The sequence below is a fragment of the Rhodoblastus sp. genome (assembly GCF_052145335.1).
GTDB lineage: Bacteria > Pseudomonadota > Alphaproteobacteria > Rhizobiales > Beijerinckiaceae > Rhodoblastus.
Map to the genome: position 1 here is coordinate 19,691 of NZ_JBKQOU010000206.1, position 16,622 is coordinate 36,312.

The 16,622-nt window shown below is 62.1% G+C and carries 13 protein-coding genes and 1 pseudogene; 7 read left to right on the forward strand and 7 right to left on the reverse strand.

Going from position 1 to position 16,622, the window contains the following annotated elements; translation table 11 throughout:
- The first annotated feature begins 29 nt into the window (after positions 1-29).
- From ACLP2E_RS13320 to ACLP2E_RS13335, 4 genes are all read left to right on the forward strand, one after another.
- Positions 30-410: a DUF423 domain-containing protein gene (locus ACLP2E_RS13320; RefSeq protein ID WP_442460910.1), complete on the forward strand. Its 381-nt coding sequence runs from the start codon at positions 30-32 to the stop codon at positions 408-410.
- Between the two features lie 110 nt (positions 411-520).
- Positions 521-1,651 carry a glycosyltransferase family 4 protein gene (locus ACLP2E_RS13325; protein WP_442466208.1) on the forward strand — a complete coding sequence of 377 codons (1,131 nt, stop codon included), beginning with the start codon at positions 521-523 and terminating at the stop codon, positions 1,649-1,651.
- 165 nt (positions 1,652-1,816) lie between these two features.
- A complete protein-coding gene (locus ACLP2E_RS13330; protein ID WP_442460912.1) occupies positions 1,817-3,628 on the forward strand; it encodes an AsmA family protein in 1,812 nt (603 codons plus the stop codon).
- Between the two features lie 127 nt (positions 3,629-3,755).
- Positions 3,756-5,051, forward strand: a complete 1,296-nt coding sequence (locus tag ACLP2E_RS13335) for a phosphoribosyltransferase family protein (protein WP_442466209.1) — start codon at positions 3,756-3,758, stop codon at positions 5,049-5,051.
- 48 nt (positions 5,052-5,099) lie between these two features.
- On the opposite strand, the gene ACLP2E_RS13340 is transcribed toward ACLP2E_RS13335, so the two are convergent.
- Positions 5,100-7,004: a PAS domain S-box protein gene (locus ACLP2E_RS13340; protein ID WP_442466210.1), complete on the reverse strand. Its 1,905-nt coding sequence runs from the start codon at positions 7,002-7,004 to the stop codon at positions 5,100-5,102.
- Between the two features lie 331 nt (positions 7,005-7,335).
- Here ACLP2E_RS13340 and ACLP2E_RS13345 point away from each other — a divergent pair, with 331 nt between their 5' ends.
- Entirely contained in the window at positions 7,336-7,956 is a 621-nt protein-coding gene (locus ACLP2E_RS13345; RefSeq protein ID WP_442461963.1) for a response regulator transcription factor, read from the forward strand.
- A 10-nt stretch (positions 7,957-7,966) separates the two neighbouring features.
- Here the strand turns inward: ACLP2E_RS13345 and ACLP2E_RS13350 are convergent, their stop codons facing one another.
- The 3 genes from ACLP2E_RS13350 to ACLP2E_RS13360 form a co-directional block, all read right to left on the reverse strand.
- Positions 7,967-8,572, reverse strand: a complete 606-nt coding sequence (locus tag ACLP2E_RS13350; RefSeq protein ID WP_442466211.1) for a DUF2147 domain-containing protein — start codon at positions 8,570-8,572, stop codon at positions 7,967-7,969.
- Positions 8,573-8,736: 164 nt separating this feature from the next.
- On the reverse strand, positions 8,737-8,961 hold the full coding sequence (locus ACLP2E_RS13355; RefSeq protein WP_442461961.1) for a hypothetical protein: 225 nt from the start codon (positions 8,959-8,961) through the stop codon (positions 8,737-8,739).
- A 25-nt stretch (positions 8,962-8,986) separates the two neighbouring features.
- Entirely contained in the window at positions 8,987-11,593 is a 2,607-nt protein-coding gene (locus ACLP2E_RS13360) for an MMPL family transporter (RefSeq protein ID WP_442466212.1), read from the reverse strand.
- A 387-nt stretch (positions 11,594-11,980) separates the two neighbouring features.
- Between ACLP2E_RS13360 and ACLP2E_RS13365 the strand changes: the two genes are divergently transcribed.
- On the forward strand, positions 11,981-13,552 hold the full coding sequence (locus tag ACLP2E_RS13365; protein ID WP_442466213.1) for a hypothetical protein: 1,572 nt from the start codon (positions 11,981-11,983) through the stop codon (positions 13,550-13,552).
- Positions 13,553-13,560: 8 nt separating this feature from the next.
- Here ACLP2E_RS13365 and xrt read toward each other — a convergent pair whose 3' ends face one another.
- Entirely contained in the window at positions 13,561-14,484 is a 924-nt protein-coding gene (gene xrt / locus ACLP2E_RS13370; RefSeq protein WP_442466214.1) for an exosortase, read from the reverse strand.
- 487 nt (positions 14,485-14,971) lie between these two features.
- Here xrt and ACLP2E_RS13375 point away from each other — a divergent pair, with 487 nt between their 5' ends.
- On the forward strand, positions 14,972-15,130 hold the full coding sequence (locus ACLP2E_RS13375) for a hypothetical protein (RefSeq protein ID WP_442466215.1): 159 nt from the start codon (positions 14,972-14,974) through the stop codon (positions 15,128-15,130).
- Positions 15,131-15,216: 86 nt separating this feature from the next.
- Here ACLP2E_RS13375 and ACLP2E_RS13380 read toward each other — a convergent pair whose 3' ends face one another.
- Positions 15,217-16,116, reverse strand: coding sequence for a hypothetical protein (locus ACLP2E_RS13380; RefSeq protein WP_442466216.1), 900 nt, complete (start codon positions 16,114-16,116; stop codon positions 15,217-15,219).
- Positions 16,117-16,436: 320 nt separating this feature from the next.
- Positions 16,437-16,622, reverse strand: a pseudogene (locus tag ACLP2E_RS13385) (hypothetical protein); the annotation flags it as partial.

The window sequence follows — 16,622 nt, forward strand, 5'->3', positions numbered from 1 at the left end:
AAACTTTGCGGATCGATAAGGCCCCCATCATGCAGAAAACCATCGACGCTTTGGCCGCACTCGCCGGCCTGATGGGCGCCAGCGGCGTCGCGGCTGCGGCGGCCGCGGCTCATATGCCTGGGGGCGCGCGTCTGGCCAGTGTAGCCATGATCCTGCTGGTCCACGCCGCCGCGGTGCTCGCCCTTACGGCGCGGGCGAAGGATTCCACCCCTGTCAACCGCCTTTGGCTGGCTTCGGCGCTGGCGATCGCATTGGGCGCGGGGCTTTTTTCCGCCGATGTCGCGCTGTTCACCCTCCGCGCGACACGGCTGTTTCCGATGGCCGCGCCGACCGGCGGCATAACCATGATCGCGGGCTGGCTGCTGGCCGCTATAGCTGGTTTCGCTGGGCTTTTTCAGCGCTACCGTTAATTAACGCGGAAAAACTATTCTGGCCGCCGCCTTTCAAAGCGTTTTCAAGCGAAGTGAACATCGGTTCGCGTGAAGAAAACGCTGGAGCGAAGCTCTAGCGCGGTTGGGGAATGAAGGTCGCAATCGTCCACGAATGGCTGGTGACGCGCGCGGGCTCCGAAAAAGTCGCCGAGGAGATTCTCCGCCTTTTTCCGCAAGCCGACCTTTTCACCCTGATCTGCGCCCTGCCGCCCGGCCAGGACGAAATTTTGCATGGGCGAAAACTAACCACGAGCTTTCTGCAAAACCTGTGGGGCGCCAAGACGCATCACCGCTTGTTCATGCCGCTGATGCCCTTCGCCATCGAACAGTTCGACCTGTCAGGCTACGACCTTATCATTTCCTCGTCACATGCGGTCGCCAAGGGAGTCATCACCGGCCCCGACCAGGTGCACATTTCCTATATCCATTCGCCAATGCGCTACGCCTGGGACCTGCAGCACACTTATCTCGTGGAATCAGGTCTTTCCCGCGGCTTCCGCTCGGTGCTGGCGCGCTTTCTCCTGCATTATCTTCGGATCTGGGACATGCGCACGGCCAATGGCCCTGAGCGGCTAATCGCCAATTCGGCCTATATCGCGCGGCGCATCGCCAAGGTTTACCGCCGCGAGGCCGATGTGGTTCATCCGCCAGTCGACCTGGCCAACCTCCCCTTCAGCGCAGCGAGAGAGGATTTCTATCTCGCCGCCTCGCGCATGACGCCCTACAAGCGCATGGCGCTGATCGTCGCCGCCTTCGCCCGCATGCCCCACCGCAAACTGGTGGTGATCGGGGACGGTCCGGAAATGGCGCTGGTGCGACGGCTGGCGACCTCCAATATCGAAATTCTGGGCTATCAGGACGACTCGGTCTTGCGCGAAAAGATGCGCCGGGCGCGGGCCTTCGTCTTCGCGGCGGAAGAGGATTTCGGCATCATGCCGGTCGAGGCGCAGGCTTGCGGCGCGCCAGTGATCGCCTTCGGCCGCGGCGGTTCGCTGGAGACCGTGATGGGGCCGGAAAACGAGAAGCCTACCGGCCTGTTTTTTGTCCGGCAGAGCGAGGAGGCGATTGTCGAGGCGGTGGAGAATTTCGAACGCGATGCGTCCCGCTTCAGCCCGGAAAACTGCCGCGCTAACGCGCAGCGATTTTCGCGCGAGATTTTCCAGAAAAAATTCATGGCGATTGTCGAGGCAGAAACCGTGCGGCACGCCAGTGTCTCGTAAGCGCAATCCGTCAAGACCAAGATTCGGCGATCGAGTCGGATCTTGCCTCCAATTCCTTGTTGTTACGCGCTTTCTTGACACAGCCCGGCGTCCGCTTCGCTCGAAAACACTTAAAAAATCGCTTTTGCTGTTTGCGGCGACGGTCCATGAGTTTATCCTGCCGGGATGAAATTCAACATAAAATGGGCTTTGGCCGCTATCGTCGCGCTCGTGGTGGCCTTGGCGGCCGCGCCTTGGACCGTGTCGCAGAGCGCACAGATCCTCGCCATCGAAACCCAGATCAAGGCCGCCTCCGGCATGCGGCTGGTGTCGCACGGGCGCTCGGTTTTCGCGGTGCTGCCGCGTCCCCATATCCGCATCTACGACGCCGAACTCGAACAGAGCGGCGGGGCGCTCCAGCTTTCGACTTCGAGCCTGCGCGTAGATCTTGGCCTGGCCGGCCTGTTGACCGGCCGGCTGGAACTGGCGCGCGCCATCCTCGCCGACGCTGTTTTCACCATCGACCCAACCCATGCCTTCCTGCCCGATGGCGGCTTGACAAGGCCCGATGGCGGCGCGCCGGAAAGAGACCTGGGCGAGGTGCAGGTCACCGACGGCAAAATGTTCCTCCGTCGGCCCGGTACGGAAAAGCCGGAACTCGTCGCGCAAAGCCTCGAGGCGAGCCTCGACTGGAGCCGCGCCAGCGCACCCCTTTCCCTGATTGGACATTGCCAGCTTGCGCCCTTCGGCGAGGATCGTCCTCCGACGCGTTTCGCGCTGTGGGCGGCCCAACCCGACGGTCTGCCGCATGGCGAGGAAAGCCAGATCACACTGCGCATCGACGCCGACGCTTTCCAGATCGACCTCAACGGCGATATGGCCTTGTCGCCGCGCCCGCATTTCAAGGGCCGGATCTCCGCCTCGGCGCCATCGCTGCGACAGGCTTCGCAATGGCTTGGCCTGACCATGCCGCTGCCGGGGCGCTTCGGCGCCGCATCGATCAAGGGCGATGCCGCGCTCGACCCTGACCATCTCTCCTTTCCGGCCATCAGCGTCCTGATCGACGGCAATGCGCTGGACGGGGCCGCCTCGATCCGGCTCGATGGGCAGCGTCCGCTGATCGCCGCCACCCTCGCCGGCTCTTCACTCAATCTGGAGCCGCTGATCGAGGAACTGCCGGGAACCAACGCCGGCGGCCAGTGGAGCCATGAAATCTTCCAGCCCTCGCATCTCGGCGCCGCCGATCTCGATCTGCGCCTTTCGGCCAGCCACGCCCGCCTCGGGGATTTTCAGCTGGACGACGCCGCTCTGTCGGCCATATTGAAAAATGGCCGCCTCGACCTTTCGCTGGCGCAAGCCACCGCCTATTCCGGTCAGGTCCGCGCGCGCGCCATCATCGCCGAAAACGCCGATGGCCTCGATATTCGCGGTTCCGCTTTCGCGGAAAAAATCGACGTCGCCGCCCTGCTGTGGGACGGCTTCAAGCGCCAGTCTCTGACCGGTGTAGGGCGCGGAAGCATCAGTTTCGAAACCGGCGGCGAATCCTACTACGAATGGGCGAGCCGTCTCGACGCGCGCGGCGATTTCTCTGTGGAGAACGGCGAAATCTTTGGGCTGGACCTCGGCCTCGCCTTCCGCCGAATGGAGCGCCGGCCGCTGACCGCTGGGGTCGAATTGCGCTCTGGGCGCACGGGTTTCGATCTGCTCGCCGCGAAATTCAGCATTTTGCAGGGTCAGGCCGACATCGAGGAAGGAGTCGCGCGCGACGAACGCATGACCGCCTATTTTTCCGGCCGGGCGAATATCGCCGAACGCACGGTGGACCTGCACGCCACCGCCAGCCGGCAAGCGGGCGATCCGGACGCCAAGCCGCAGCAACTGGGCTTCAGCCTTTCCGGCGGCTGGGACGACGCGACGCTGGCCCCCGACGCGCTTGGATTGATCCACCGTTCGGATGCGGCGGCGCCGCTGCTGCCGAAAACGACTTCGCCGAACTGAGAGTATTTTCCGACTCTTGCTCCACCGCCGGCCATGGCGCGAATATGGCGCGCCATCAGAGCAACGCAGAAAAGTCTAGGCCGTTTGTTCGATAAAACAAAGCGCGGGGAGCTCCAGGAGGCCGGAAATGTCGCCATTCGATGTCGCGATCGGCCCGCATCGTTTGCCGGGCCAGCTCTGCTTGCCGCCTGATCCGCGCGGCCTGATCCTGTTCGCCCACGGATCGGGGTCGAGCCGGTTCAGCCCACGCAACCAATTCGTCGCCGAGGCTTTCCAGCGCGGCGCTTTTGCGACTTTGCTTTTCGATCTGCTGCATGAAAACGAGGCCGAGGACCGCCACAACGTCTTCGACATCGGGCTCCTGGGCTCGCGCGTGGTCGAGGCCATCGACTGGACGCAAAAAGACGACCGGACTTTCGCCTTGCCGCTCGGCCTGTTCGGCGCCAGCACTGGAGCGGCGGCCGCCCTAAGCGCCGCCGCCACCCGGAAAAACATCGTCGGCGCAGTGGTTTCGCGCGGAGGAAGGCCGGACCTCGCCGAACCCTGGCTGGACGCCGTGCGCGCGCCCACGCTTCTCATCGTCGGCGGAGACGATGGGCAGGTTCTTGCCCTCAACCGCGCCGCGCGAAGGCAGTTGCGGTGCCCCTCCAAATTGACCGTCATTCCCGGCGCGAGCCATCTATTCGAGGAAGCGGGCGCGCTGGAGGCGGCGCTCACTGACGCCATGGGTTGGTTCGAAGCCCATTTGCAGGCGCGCAACATCGTCTTCGACAGCCGCGAAGCGGCAGGGCGCCTGCTCGCCTCCGCGCTACTGCGTCGCGCCCCGTCCAGACCGCTGGTCTTTGCTTTGCCGCGCGGCGGCGCGGCCGTCGCCGCGGAAATCGCTCGCGCGCTCGACGCGCCGCTCGATCTAATTCTGTCGCGTAAAATCGGCGCGCCGCGCCAGCCCGAACTGGCTCTGGGCGCCGCGGTCGACGGCGACCAGCCAGAGATCGTGCTCAACCATGACATTGTCGCCGCCTATGGCGTCGGGCGCGCCGAAATTGAACGGCTGGCCAGCAGGCAGTTCGCCGAGATCGAGCGGCGCCGGGACCTTTATCTCGGCGCCGCCCCGCCGATTTCAGCGCAGGGACGCAGCGCGATCCTGGTCGATGACGGCATAGCCACCGGAGCCAGCATGGAGGCGGCGATCCATGCGCTGAAACGGCGTGGACCGCAAAAAATTATCCTCGCCGTTCCCGTCGCCGCGCGCGAAGCCGCCGTTCGGCTCGGCGGTCTGGTCGATGAAACCATCGCCCTGCTGACGCCCGAAACGTTTTTCGGCATCGGGGAATTCTATCGCGATTTCCACCAACTCGAGGACGAGGAGGTCATCACCCTGATGAAGAGCTTCGCCGCAAAGCGTTCGGCAGCGGGAGATTGAAGCCAAAGCTCGCAGGGATTTGGCCAGGAGTGAATGCGACGCCTGAGCTTATGAGAGGGATTCATCGCCGTGGAAAACCGGCAAGGTGAATTCGAAAATCGAACCGTACGGCTCATTGGCGCGATAAGAAATGACGCCCCCGTGGCTTTCCACGATCGATTTGCTGATCGAAAGCCCGACGCCCATGCCATATTTCTTGGTGCTGAAGAACGGCGAAAAAATCTGTCCCAACGCTTCCTCATCGACGCCGCCGCCATTGTCGGCGATGGCGATGTGCACCATGCCCGACGCGTCGCAGTATGTCTCGACCCGGATTTCCGGTTCGGCCGTGTCGGCCAAGGCGTCGTCGGCGTTGCGCAACAGATTCACCAGCACCTGGCCGATCTGGACGCGGTCGGCGCAGACGCGAATTTCGCCGTCATTGGCGGCCGGCAGATAAACGATATGAGCGCGCGAGCGCAGCACGGTAAGGCTGATCGCATCTTCGATCAATTCGCGGATCCCCGCCAATCGGCGTTCGGGCGGACGCTTTTCGATGAAGCCACGAAGGCGTTTCAATATTTCGGCGGCGCGGCGAGCCTGCGCCTCGATCTTGGCGATCAGGTCCGGCTCCGGCGCTTCGCCGCTCAAAGCCTTGGCGCGGCGATGCGCCGCGGCGAAATTGAGGATCGCGGAGACCGGTTGCCCAACTTCATGAGCCAGGCTGGCGACCACCTCGCCCATGTCGTTCAGGCGGCTGACATGAACCAGATCGTCGCGCAACGCGGTGACGCGCCGCTTTTCCTCCTCGATAGGACTGAGATCGCGCAGGAAGCCAACGAACATGATCTCCTGTTTGAACGTCGTTTCGCAAACCGTCAGTTCCAACGGCAATATTGAGCCGTCCTTGCGTCTTCCCTCAAGCTTGCGCCGCTGGCCGATAACCTTCTTTTTGCCGCCATCGAGATAATCGGCGATATAGCGGTCGTGTTCGGCGCGATAGTGGTTCGGCATCAGCATTCTGACGTTGCGGTCCAGCAATTCGGATTTTTCGTAACCGAACATTTCCCGCGTTGCCGGATTGGCCGACTGGATAATGCCCTTGCTGTCGATCGCGACGATCGCCTCCATCGCCGCGTCGACGATGGCGTCGCGGCGATGTTCATTTTCGCGCATCTGCTCTTCGATGAGCAGACGCTCAGTAATATCCTCCGAGAAAATAACAACGCCGCCGATCCGGTCATGCGGCAGGCGCCAGGGAGAAATTTCCCAGCGCAGCCATCGCTCCGAGCCGTCGCCGCCCACGTAGCGGTCGGCCTGGCAACTCAAGGATTCGCCTGCCAGGGCGCGACGGAACTTTTTCCGCAATTCCTCGCCAAGGTCCGGAAAGACATCGTAATGCGACTTGCCGACTATGTCGCGCGATAAGCCGAAGTCGGCGCGCCAGCGGGCGCTGGCCGCGAGATAGAACATGTCGCGGTCGAACATGGCCATGGCCGCCGGCGCCTGTTCGATGAAATGTCCGAGTTGTTCGGCGTTGAGCCGTGCCAGTTCCTCGCTTTCGCGCCGCGCCCCCGAAAGACGTTGCATCAGCCTCGCCAGGAAAATCAGGGCGGCGCAGTTGAGGAGAAAAACGTCGACGACCAGATAATTTTCGGTCGTTTCGAGAGAAGCGACGGCCGCCGCGCCTAACGGCGCATTGACGAGGACGACCGCGACAGCCGCCGCCGCGAAGCCTGTACGGGTTCCAAACAACCAGGCGGCGACCATAACAGCCGGATAAAAGGTGAAATAGGTGGGGTGATCGCCAAAAACATTGATAAACGCATAGCGAACAATGAAACCTGCCGCCATCGTCAAGACGGCCGCGCCGATCCGCCAGCGCAAGGACACTACCGCCATGGCGGCAAAAAGGCGCCAGGCGAGGTCGCGCGACAGCGCCTTCAGCCGTAGTGCTGGATTTTCGCCGCTCAAAGGATCCCTCCTTCTCGTGTCCGGACGCGCCTCGCCCGGCGGTCGGGCGAAAAAACTCGTTGGCGTATCAGGCGGTGTCATCTCGCGCCGCGCCTATGCTGCTAATACCACGACGCTCTGGAAAAAATGTTGTAAAGTGTCTTTTTCCAGCTCGGGAATCGCCAAAAGCCTGCTTTTCCCTTCCGTGATTTTTGTGTGGAAATGTTAAAATCGGCATCAAAAAAACCGCGCCGAAAAGTATTGAGTCTTTCGTGTTTCAATCGATTTGCGACGGGTGCAAGCCGGGGGGCGGCGCGTTTTTTGGCGCCCATTGCAATGAATGAGAATTTCCATGCCTACGCGTCAGATAGTTCATATCATTGAAGATCATCCCGCCGTGCGGGAATCCTTGGCGCTGTTGCTGCGTAGCGCTGGCTTCAGCACGGAAAGCTATGCCTCGGCCCAGGATTTCCTCGACCAAAATTCCGCACCCGCCGGCTGCGTCATCAGCGACATCCGCATGCCGGGAATGAGCGGACTCGAATTGCTCGCGGAATTGAAAAACCGGCGAATCTTGCTGCCGACCATCATCATGACCGCCTTCGCCGACGTGCCGCAGGCAGTCAAGGCCATGAAGCTCGGCGCGGTCGATTTCATCGAAAAGCCGTTCGACGACGAATTGATGGTCTCCACCGTGCGCGGGGCTTTGGCGCGACGGGGCGAATGGCGCGCCGGAGACGCGGAAGCCTTGGCGGCGCAAGACAAGCTCAGCAGCCTGACAGCGCGCGAAAAGGACGTTCTGACCGGCCTGCTGAATGGCAAGCTCAACAAGACCATCGCCTTTGAATTGGGCATCAGCGTGCGCACCGTCGAAACACACCGCGCCAATCTGATGGCCAAGGTTCAGGCGCAAAGCCTGTCGGAACTGATCCGGCTGTCCCTCCAGGCGGAATCGGTTTCGACTGAGCGCTAAGCCTGCTGTTTCAAAGCGTTTTGGCCGGGGTCTTTGCCGGCGCAGCGGGTTTTTTTGCGGCTGACGCCATCGGGTCGGGCGGAAGGGCCGCCGCCGGAATGGCGTCGTCCGGCAGCCTTGTCCAGGTCTGCGTCTGTCCGAGAATGGGCGTGCCGATATAGCCGCGCAAGAATAATTTCTGTCCGTCGGGGCTGACTTCCAGTTGCGCATTATATACAGAGCCGTCGCGCGGATCGAGAACGTGGCCGTCCTCGTATTTGGCGCCGTGGCGCGTCATTCCGGTGACGATGGCGAGGCCGAGCATTGGCGCGCCTTTCATCGCCCCGGGACAATGGACGCAGGTTTCGACCGTCTGGGTTTCGCCAGCTTTCTTGAACATCTTGACCAATCGGCCTTCCGCGACGCCGTTGATCTCGGTGAAATAGAACCAGCCGCTGGGATTGCCGTCGTCGAAAGTCGATTGCCAGAAGCCGACGACGCTGGGTCCGGCCAGCGATTGCGCGAAGGCCAAGCCGCCGCAAACAAAAAAGCCGCCTGCCGACAGCGCCGAAGCCGCGGCGAGCAGGCCGATGCGCGAAAATTTCGATGCTGGCGCGAAACTGGAAAACAAGCCCATCGTCACCCTCCTCGTCGATCTTTCGATCGGCCAGTGCTCATTCCGATCGGATTGGACAGGAACGACGCTTTGAAAAACAAACATTTCGCATTTTTCCGCTGCGCCGTGCGAAAATCCAAACACCCGCCTTGCAAGGAGAGCTCGGCGCGAAAACGCCAATAAAACTACACGCCGTTACTTTCCAGCACATTGCGGCATCTTGCCGACAATCGGGCGCGATTAGCCTGAAGACAAGTGAGAAAGGCGCCGTCGCCGGCGTCGGGACGGACCTGATGGCAGAAATGACGGACATCCGGCCGGCAGGCTTCCTGCTGTTCCGACGTGCCCGACGCCGCGGAAGCCGGCGAGGCGACGCTCAACAGCAGCAGCAGAAATAGACCGATTTTCATCCCAGTCTCCCCACTCTTCTTGCGGTTAATTGTCCTCTTCAGGGACAATCTCGCGCGGTTTCCCCATCAGGATCGGCTGGAACAGCACGGCGGCGGCCAGAGTGCAGACCAGCGACAGAGCCAGCAGCTTGCCCATGCTCGACGTCCCGGGATGGCTTGAAAACCAGAGGCTGCCAAAAGCCGTGGCCGTCGTCGCAGCGGAAAACATCACCGCACGGGTCAGGCTGGTTTGCAAAAGGTCGGTCTGCCCTGAGCGCCAGGCCATGATATAATAGATCTTGAAGGCGACGCCGACGCCAAGCAACAGCGGCAAGGCGATGATATTGGCGAAATTCAACGGCATGCCGATCAATACCGTGATTTCCAGGGTCACCACTCCCGCCAGGAGCAGCGGGACCAGCGTCAGGGCGACGTCGCTGATCCGCCGCAGCACCAGCCAGAGCAAAAGCGCGATCGACGCCAGAGCCCAAGCCCCGGCTTCGAAGAAAGCCCGCACAATCGTGTTTCCCGCCTCCAGAATCGACACCGGCCCTTCGGTCGCGTCGGGTTCGACCTTCAGCACGGCCTTGGCGAATCGCCGCAAAGTCTCGTTATCGCCGGAAGGATCGCTGGGGGCGATGGACACGCGCGCGCCGCCGTCGGCTGCGATCCAGTCGCGCTTCAGTTCTGGAGGCAATGAGGCCAAAGTCACCCTTTCGGCCTGCATTGCGGCGCGAAGGCCGTCGAGGTCGAAAGCCAACGGCTGGAGCATGACCCGGCCGGCGCTCTCCCGTTGAGCGGGATCGGCGCGCGAAAGCGCGTCGAGCGCCGACGCGAGGCGTTTTGCCGCCGCGACGCCCGCCTTCTGGTCCTGGTTATGCGGATCGGCGGCGACCTCGTTCAGCCGCTCCGCCGCCTCCCTGAGCGCCTCTACGCTTTCGGCGTCGGTCGGCGGCGTATCGGTCTCGACCGGGGTAAGCGCCTTGTCCAAAACCTTTGCGGCCTTGGCGATCAGCTTCAGTTTTTCTTCCTGATCGTCGGGAATGAAACTCGACAAGGTGCGCGCCCGCGCCACTTCCGGCAGTTTCGCGACGACGGCGGCTTTCCGGTCCGCCTCCGCCAGCGACGGCGCCAGAATCTCGATGGAATTGACGTCATTCTGCGGATCGCGCGCCAGTTCGAGATAGGTCGCCACCGCCTCGGTGTGCTGGTCGCGCAGGTTGATCGGATTGAAATCGAATTTCAGCTTCCAGAACAAGGGCAGGCCGGCGACCACGGCAATCGCGGTGGTCAGCAGGATCGCCTTGCGATGACGCGCCATCCAGGCGTCGACTGGCGCCAGCGCCGCATAGCCGAGCGGCTCCGGTTCGCCGGGGGCGCCGAACAGCACGATCAGCGCCGGCAGGAAGGTGACGGTGACCGCGAAGGCGATGAGCATGCCGACGCCGGCGATCAGGCCCAGTTCCGACACACCCTTGTAATCGGTCGGCAGGAAGGAAAGAAAGCCGGCGGCGGTGGCGAGGCCCGCCAGTGTCAGCGGCGCGCCGACATGCAGGCCGGCGCGCCTCACCGCCTCGGCGACATTATCGATTTCATGCCTTTCGGCGCGGGTTCGCACCGCATACTGAATGCCGAAATCAATGCCTATGCCGACGAACAGCACAGCGAAATAAACGGAAATGAGGTTGAAGGCGCCGACCATCGCCAGGCCGACAGCCGCCGTGATCGCCAGTCCGACGATGATATTGAGCGTGACGGCGCCGATGAGGCGCCAGGAACGCAGGGCGCGCCAGAGGATCAGCAAGACAATGGCGGCGGTGATAATTCCGTTGCGTGCGGCGTTTTCCTTGATGGTGCCGAATTCTTCGTCGGCCATCGCCACCGGCCCGGTGAGGCGCACACGCGCCTGGTAGGGCGGCGCGATCTCGGCGGCGACGGCGCGCAAGGCCTCGGTGGCGGCAAGGCCCGGCTGCACCTGACGGAAATCGAGCGCCGGTCTGACCTGGATCAGCCCGCGCAATTCACTGGGCGTCGCCGGCTTTCCCTGGGCGAGCACGCGCCAGGAGAAGGCGGCGGGCCTACCGGCCAAAGCCCCTTCGACCGTCGTCGCAGTCTGGTCAAACAGACCGGTCATGCCGTCGAGTTTGAGCCGCCCCGCATTGAGCCCGATGAGCCCGTCCTCGAGACCCGCGACCAGACCGCGCAGGCTCATGTCGGAGGCGAGGTCCTGGATCAGGGGCGCCCCCTCCTGCAGTCCATCGAGGCTGGCGCGCAGCGATTCCAGCGGCAGGTATAAAAAACCATTGCGCGCGAAAAAGGCCGAGCCGGCGAGATTGACCGCTTCGTGAAAGTGAGTCTTGTCCTCGGCCAACCGGCTGGTGAGTTCGGCCGTCGCCCGCGCGGTCAGTTCCGGCGTTGGCGCCTCGACCACAACATAGATCTGGTCGAAGCGGTGAAAAGCGCCTTCGAAGGCCTTTTCACGCTGGCGCCAGGCGAGTTTGTCGGACAACAGGCCATTGACGTCCGATGATATCTTGAAGTGGGCAGTCGCAAAGGCCCCCGCCAGCAAACCCGCGAGCACGAACGCCGCCGCCACGACTCTGGCGTGGCGGACGCAGAATGCGATGATTCGAACGATGGTCGCGGTCAACATGAGCTGCCAGACTTGCCTAATAACGGCCCGAAAGCAAGGCGCCCAAGCCCAAACTGCGGCGGCGCCGCGAGAAAGACGCCCGCAGCGCCGATGAGCCAGGGGCGTTTTGCGCCAATCCTGCGCCCGTCAACCGCCGCCCGCCCAAAATTGGGAGAAGACAAACCGACCCTTCAGGCGGAAATTTTTTTGCGGGGGGACCGCGCCGGAAAACGCCGCCGCCTCCCTTGGGTTAAGCCCGCTTTTTCGCTAATCCGGCGCCGACGCGCCCACCGGGTTTCGTGAAACAGTAAATAAAATTAACGATTTGGAAGGCCGTGGACGGTTAAACAAATGTATCAATTCGGGCGCGCCAAACGGTGGATCCCAGTGAAAGATCTCAGCCACCACATGAATTCAAATGCCTTGTCTCAGCAGGCGGACGCCTCGCGGACGATTCAACCATCGACTTCGCCGCCCGGGGCAGGGCTTGCGCTTTTCGCGACGCTGCTGGCAAGCGGCGGCGACGAAAGGCTTGCGATCGATCCCCGCAGCGGACGAAACCACTTCGGCGTTCCCGCCGGTTCGCCCAGCGGAGAAATCTGGTCCTCTTCCGCGACCGCTTCCGCCATCTCGGCCCGTGGCCACGCGGCCGGCCTCCGGGCGCTGGAAGCGGCGACGCGCGGTCAAGGAGCGCGCCCCCTGCCCGTCTGGTTCGACGAAATCCGCCAGCGCTTGCTCGCTCTTTTCGCCCCGGCGGCCGGCGGAGAAATCGTGCTTTCCGCTTCGATCGCCGAGGCTGAACTTATCCTGCTCGCCATTGCGCAAAGCGTATTCTCCCGTCCATCGACGACCCTCGTCGCCGCGCCGCCAGAAAGTGACGAAACCCTGCTGCTGGCTGCGGATGGCCGCCATTTCTCCAAATCGGCGCCGTTCGCCGCCGACGTTTTGCGCGGCGCCAAGCTAGCGGGATTCGACTCCGACCGCCGCGTCGAACTTATCGAAACGCGGGATCGTTACGGCGCGCCGCTCGAATCCCGAACGATTGACCGAATGGTCACCGAACGGGTCAACGCCCTGGTCGCCAGCGGCCGCGACATCCTGCTGCATGTTCTTGACTGCTCAGAAACCGGCCAGTCGGGTCCTTCACGCCGCGCCGCGGCGGCGATGGCCGCAGCTTTTCCCGAAAACGTGGTGGTGGTTGTTGACGCAGGGCAATTGCGCTGCTCGCGTGAACGGCTCTGCGCCGATCTCGACGCCGGCTTCGCCGTCATGCTGACCGGATCGAAATTCGCCGGCGGACCGCCCTCCTCCGGCGCCCTGCTGTTGCCGCCGGCCCTGGCGGCGCGACTGGATTCCATGGTTCTGCCGGAAGGGCTTTCGGACTATTCGGCGGCTTTGGACTGGTCTCCCGCCTTGCGTGGAAACTTGCGCGGCGAATTTTCAACCTTGGCCAATATCGGCCTCGGACTGCGCTGGGAATGCGCCCTGGCGGAACTCGAGGCCTATTTCACCATCGATGGCGCCCTGCGCGAGCAGATCGCCGCCCGCTTCGCGCAGGAAATCTACGCCCACCTTGCCGCCTCGCCGCAACTGAAGCTCGCCGACCGCGACTGGCGGCCGACCGCCCATGCGCGGACGATTTTTCCGATCCTGACTTTTGACGATCACGGCCGCGCCATTTCTGCGGAAAAACTGCACCGCGCGCTGCGCGATCCGGCGACGCAACCTGTACGGCGCCGCAAGACGACTCGCCTCGATTGCGAGCGCAGCAATGGCCAGCGGCCCATCCATCTCGGCCAGCCAGTGGCGATAGGAGAAATGCAGGCGCTGCGCCTCTGTCTCGGCGCCGCGCAGGTCAATGAAGCGGCGCAACGCGTCGCCGAAGGGGAAAAATTCGATTACGCCTTCCGGCCACTTGCCGACGACCTAGCCGAAGTCTTCGGCCGCTGGAACGATCTCGCCGCGCGCGAAATTGGTTAAACCGGAGCCTATTGAGCCGGCGCATGCGGGCGCCATTTCCTCAACGCGCCTTTTGCCAGGGCGGCCATGCCGATCAATACGACGTCGAGCAGGAAAAACAGTCCTAGCGCGACGGCGAACAGCAGAAAACCGGTAAGGTCGTGGAATACGCCGTCGACCGCATCGACCCCGAAGTAATAGGCGATCAGGATCAAGGCCAGCACCCGGACGAAATTCGCCGCCACGGTGATCGGAATGATCGCGGCGAGCATGACGGCAACGCGGAACGGCGAATTGCGTATGAATTCGTGGACGTAGAAAAAGCCGATCGCCGAAAGCGCAAAAATCGAGTTCATGCCCGAACAGGCGTCCTTCACCATCAGCTGATAGGGCCCGACCATGATCATCACGCCGTTTTGCGCGATGGGGAAATCGAGCTGATAGAGCAGTTCGGTGGCCCAATCGGAAACCATCAATTTCATCGGAACGGTGAAAATATCCATCATCCAGCCGGGCGGCGGAATCGCGAAAAACAGGAAGGCGATTGGAAAGGCATACGCCTTCAGGCCCTGCCAGCCGGCAGCGATCAGAACCGCGCCGCAAATGATCGGGATTTGCGCCGCCACTTCCAGCATCAGCACGTCCTGCGAGCGCATGACGATCAGAAGCGCCAGCCCCGCCAGCAAGACCAGCCATCCCGCGATATAGGCCGGCTTGAGCTTTTCCGGCCGAAAATTCTGCCGCGCCTGCCATGCGAGCCAGGCGGCGGCGGCGATGACGATAGGACCGTGGCCCTCCTGCTCGGTGCGCCATGGACCATCGATGAGACGGAGCAAGGTTGGAATGAAAGCCGCGACAATGGCGCCTGCCAGGGCCAGATCAAGCCAGGCGTCCGAAATCCGAGCGGCGATACCGACGGAAGATCGCGTGTGTTTTTGATCTGTAAGCGCCATCATTCCTCGCCCGAGCGGCGCTGACAGCGCCGGGTTTCACATCTGCGATCTTTCGACGACAAAGCTTGGTCCGATCGCCGGTTTTGCTTCTGTCGCGGTCACCGAGGTTTTCAGCAAGAGAAGATCTATTCATCTTTGCTAATAGCTAAACAGCGCGGCCGCGTCCATCGGGTTGCCCAGCCCAGGTCACACTAAATGCCGCCGGCCAGACTCGCAAGGCAAACGGATCCGGGGGCCCGGGGGCGCCGGGTCAAACCAAAAAGCCCGCGCGACTCCTCTGCATTTATCAATTTAAGGCAGATCAAGCGTTTTTATGCTTCTTATTAAACCATTTTCAGCACGAATACGCTATTCAATACGCACCGACAATTGAAATGCGTAGGTATTATTTCTTGGTCTTCCAAGGCCGTCAGGAGTTCAGACGTTGTGCCCTGCAATGAGATTCATTCATCTGAAATCGCGCCCTTTACTCTCCGGGGACATGAATTTGGAGGCGCGTCAAAGCCTCGACCGCGCTGCTGCCGCCGCCCTCCTCTCCATTCGCCAGGCGCGTCCGGCGAAAATTCAGTTCGTCCCCCATCGGCAGGTCGGGAACTACGCCGAATATCGCAAGCTGAACGCCGGAGGCGGCCGCAGCTTCACGTAAAGACAAAAAACACTTGCGCCCCGCTCCGATTCGGATCAGGGCTCTGGAAGCGACGCAACCGGAGTGGAAGCCAGCTTTTCCGGCTGTTATTTCGCCGGCGCGCTCGCCGGCGTGTCTTTTGGCGCTTCTTTCATGATCCGGGCGTAATCCCCTTCGTAAGTCGCTGAACCTAGCGCGTCGGCGGTGACCTGCTGCGACAGCGCCTCGGCTTTCTCCTTGCCGATCATCTGCCGCGCCAAAGCATTGGCGTCGGCGCCGGCGAGCGGCTTGCTCTGTGTTTCTGTGATCTTGAAGAAAACGCCGCCGCCGTTTGTACGGACGAAGAAAACGTCGCCGGCGTGTTCGGACTGCAGCTGCTGCAACACCTGAGGCGGAAGGCTGGCGCTGTCGAGCGCGCCGGAATTGCGCCGGAAGGCGACTTTCAAACCGGTTAACGCCTGCTCAACCTGGGCTAGGCTCTTCGCGTCCTTGGTCGCCGCTCCGACCTCCGCCGTCAGGGCTTGGGCGGGAAGTTCAATCTGATCGGTGATGAAAACGACGCGCTTGGCGAATTGCGTTGGATGGGTGGTGATATATTGATCCAGATCGGACTGTCCCACGCCGGCGACCTGGCTTTGCAGCTTGCGCTGCATCAAGCTGCGCGTGAGCATCGCTTCCTTGTCGCGCAGCAAATCGAGCTGCATAGTGGGCTCGCGATCGATCTTGGCGACAATGGCCTGGCGCGCGACGGCCTTGCGGGTCACGATTTCGCGAAGGGCCCGTTTGGTGACCGCGTCGTCGCGTTTGTCCGCGGGGACGTTGGCCAACCGGAATTCATTCTCGAGTTCCTGCTGGGTAACTTCGTCTTGCCCCACATGGGCGATCACCTGACCGACGGGATGATCGCCATTTTTCTTGCCACACCCGGAAAGGAGCAGAACAGCGACCGACGCCCCGACCAAGGTTCCCTTGGCCAACAGTCCGGACTTTTCGAATATGAACGCCATTTTTGGAACCCCCGGATTAACGATGGCCGCTGCAGCGAAAAAACTGCGCGCGCTCCTGGTTACGTCCAAGCCAATAAAGACCGGCAGCCTGATCGTCTATGGGCGAATAGCCGATTCCAAAACAAAATCGACGCTCTCGCCGAGGTCAAGCTTCCATCTCGCGGAGCGACCGGGGCTCGGCTTCACGCCGCCAATGGCGGCTGCGACCCGCCATCGCCCTCGCCAACTGAGGACCGGGTGAGGTTCAGGCGAATGGGAGGGCCAGATCATGAACGATATCGGCAGCACTGCCTAAACAGATTCTATATTTTAAGGTTAACCTAACAGGCTGCTGAAAAAGGCTCGCGCTTGGCTTTAAGGACGGCTTCGTCGCCGTTTTGATAGGCAAATTCGATCTCGATCGAGCCATCATCGAGCAATTCAGCGTAGCCTTCGCCCGAAACTTCATCGCCTTCGTCGGAACCGATCCAGGAGAAGGCGACCGACAGGCGGCTGTATTCAACGTC

Coding starts and splice junctions, on each gene's coding strand:
- ACLP2E_RS13330 (WP_442460912.1), top strand. CDS start 1,817: ATGAAATTCAACATAAAATGGGCTTTGGCCGCTATCGTCGCGCTCGTG.
- xrt (WP_442466214.1), bottom strand. CDS start 14,484: ATGGCGCTTACAGATCAAAAACACACGCGATCTTCCGTCGGTATCGCC.
- ACLP2E_RS13360 (WP_442466212.1), bottom strand. CDS start 11,593: ATGTTGACCGCGACCATCGTTCGAATCATCGCATTCTGCGTCCGCCAC.
- ACLP2E_RS13320 (WP_442460910.1), top strand. CDS start 30: ATGCAGAAAACCATCGACGCTTTGGCCGCACTCGCCGGCCTGATGGGC.
- ACLP2E_RS13355 (WP_442461961.1), bottom strand. CDS start 8,961: ATGAAAATCGGTCTATTTCTGCTGCTGCTGTTGAGCGTCGCCTCGCCG.
- ACLP2E_RS13325 (WP_442466208.1), top strand. CDS start 521: ATGAAGGTCGCAATCGTCCACGAATGGCTGGTGACGCGCGCGGGCTCC.
- ACLP2E_RS13345 (WP_442461963.1), top strand. CDS start 7,336: ATGCCTACGCGTCAGATAGTTCATATCATTGAAGATCATCCCGCCGTG.
- ACLP2E_RS13335 (WP_442466209.1), top strand. CDS start 3,756: ATGTCGCCATTCGATGTCGCGATCGGCCCGCATCGTTTGCCGGGCCAG.
- ACLP2E_RS13350 (WP_442466211.1), bottom strand. CDS start 8,572: ATGGGCTTGTTTTCCAGTTTCGCGCCAGCATCGAAATTTTCGCGCATC.
- ACLP2E_RS13365 (WP_442466213.1), top strand. CDS start 11,981: ATGAATTCAAATGCCTTGTCTCAGCAGGCGGACGCCTCGCGGACGATT.
- ACLP2E_RS13380 (WP_442466216.1), bottom strand. CDS start 16,116: ATGGCGTTCATATTCGAAAAGTCCGGACTGTTGGCCAAGGGAACCTTG.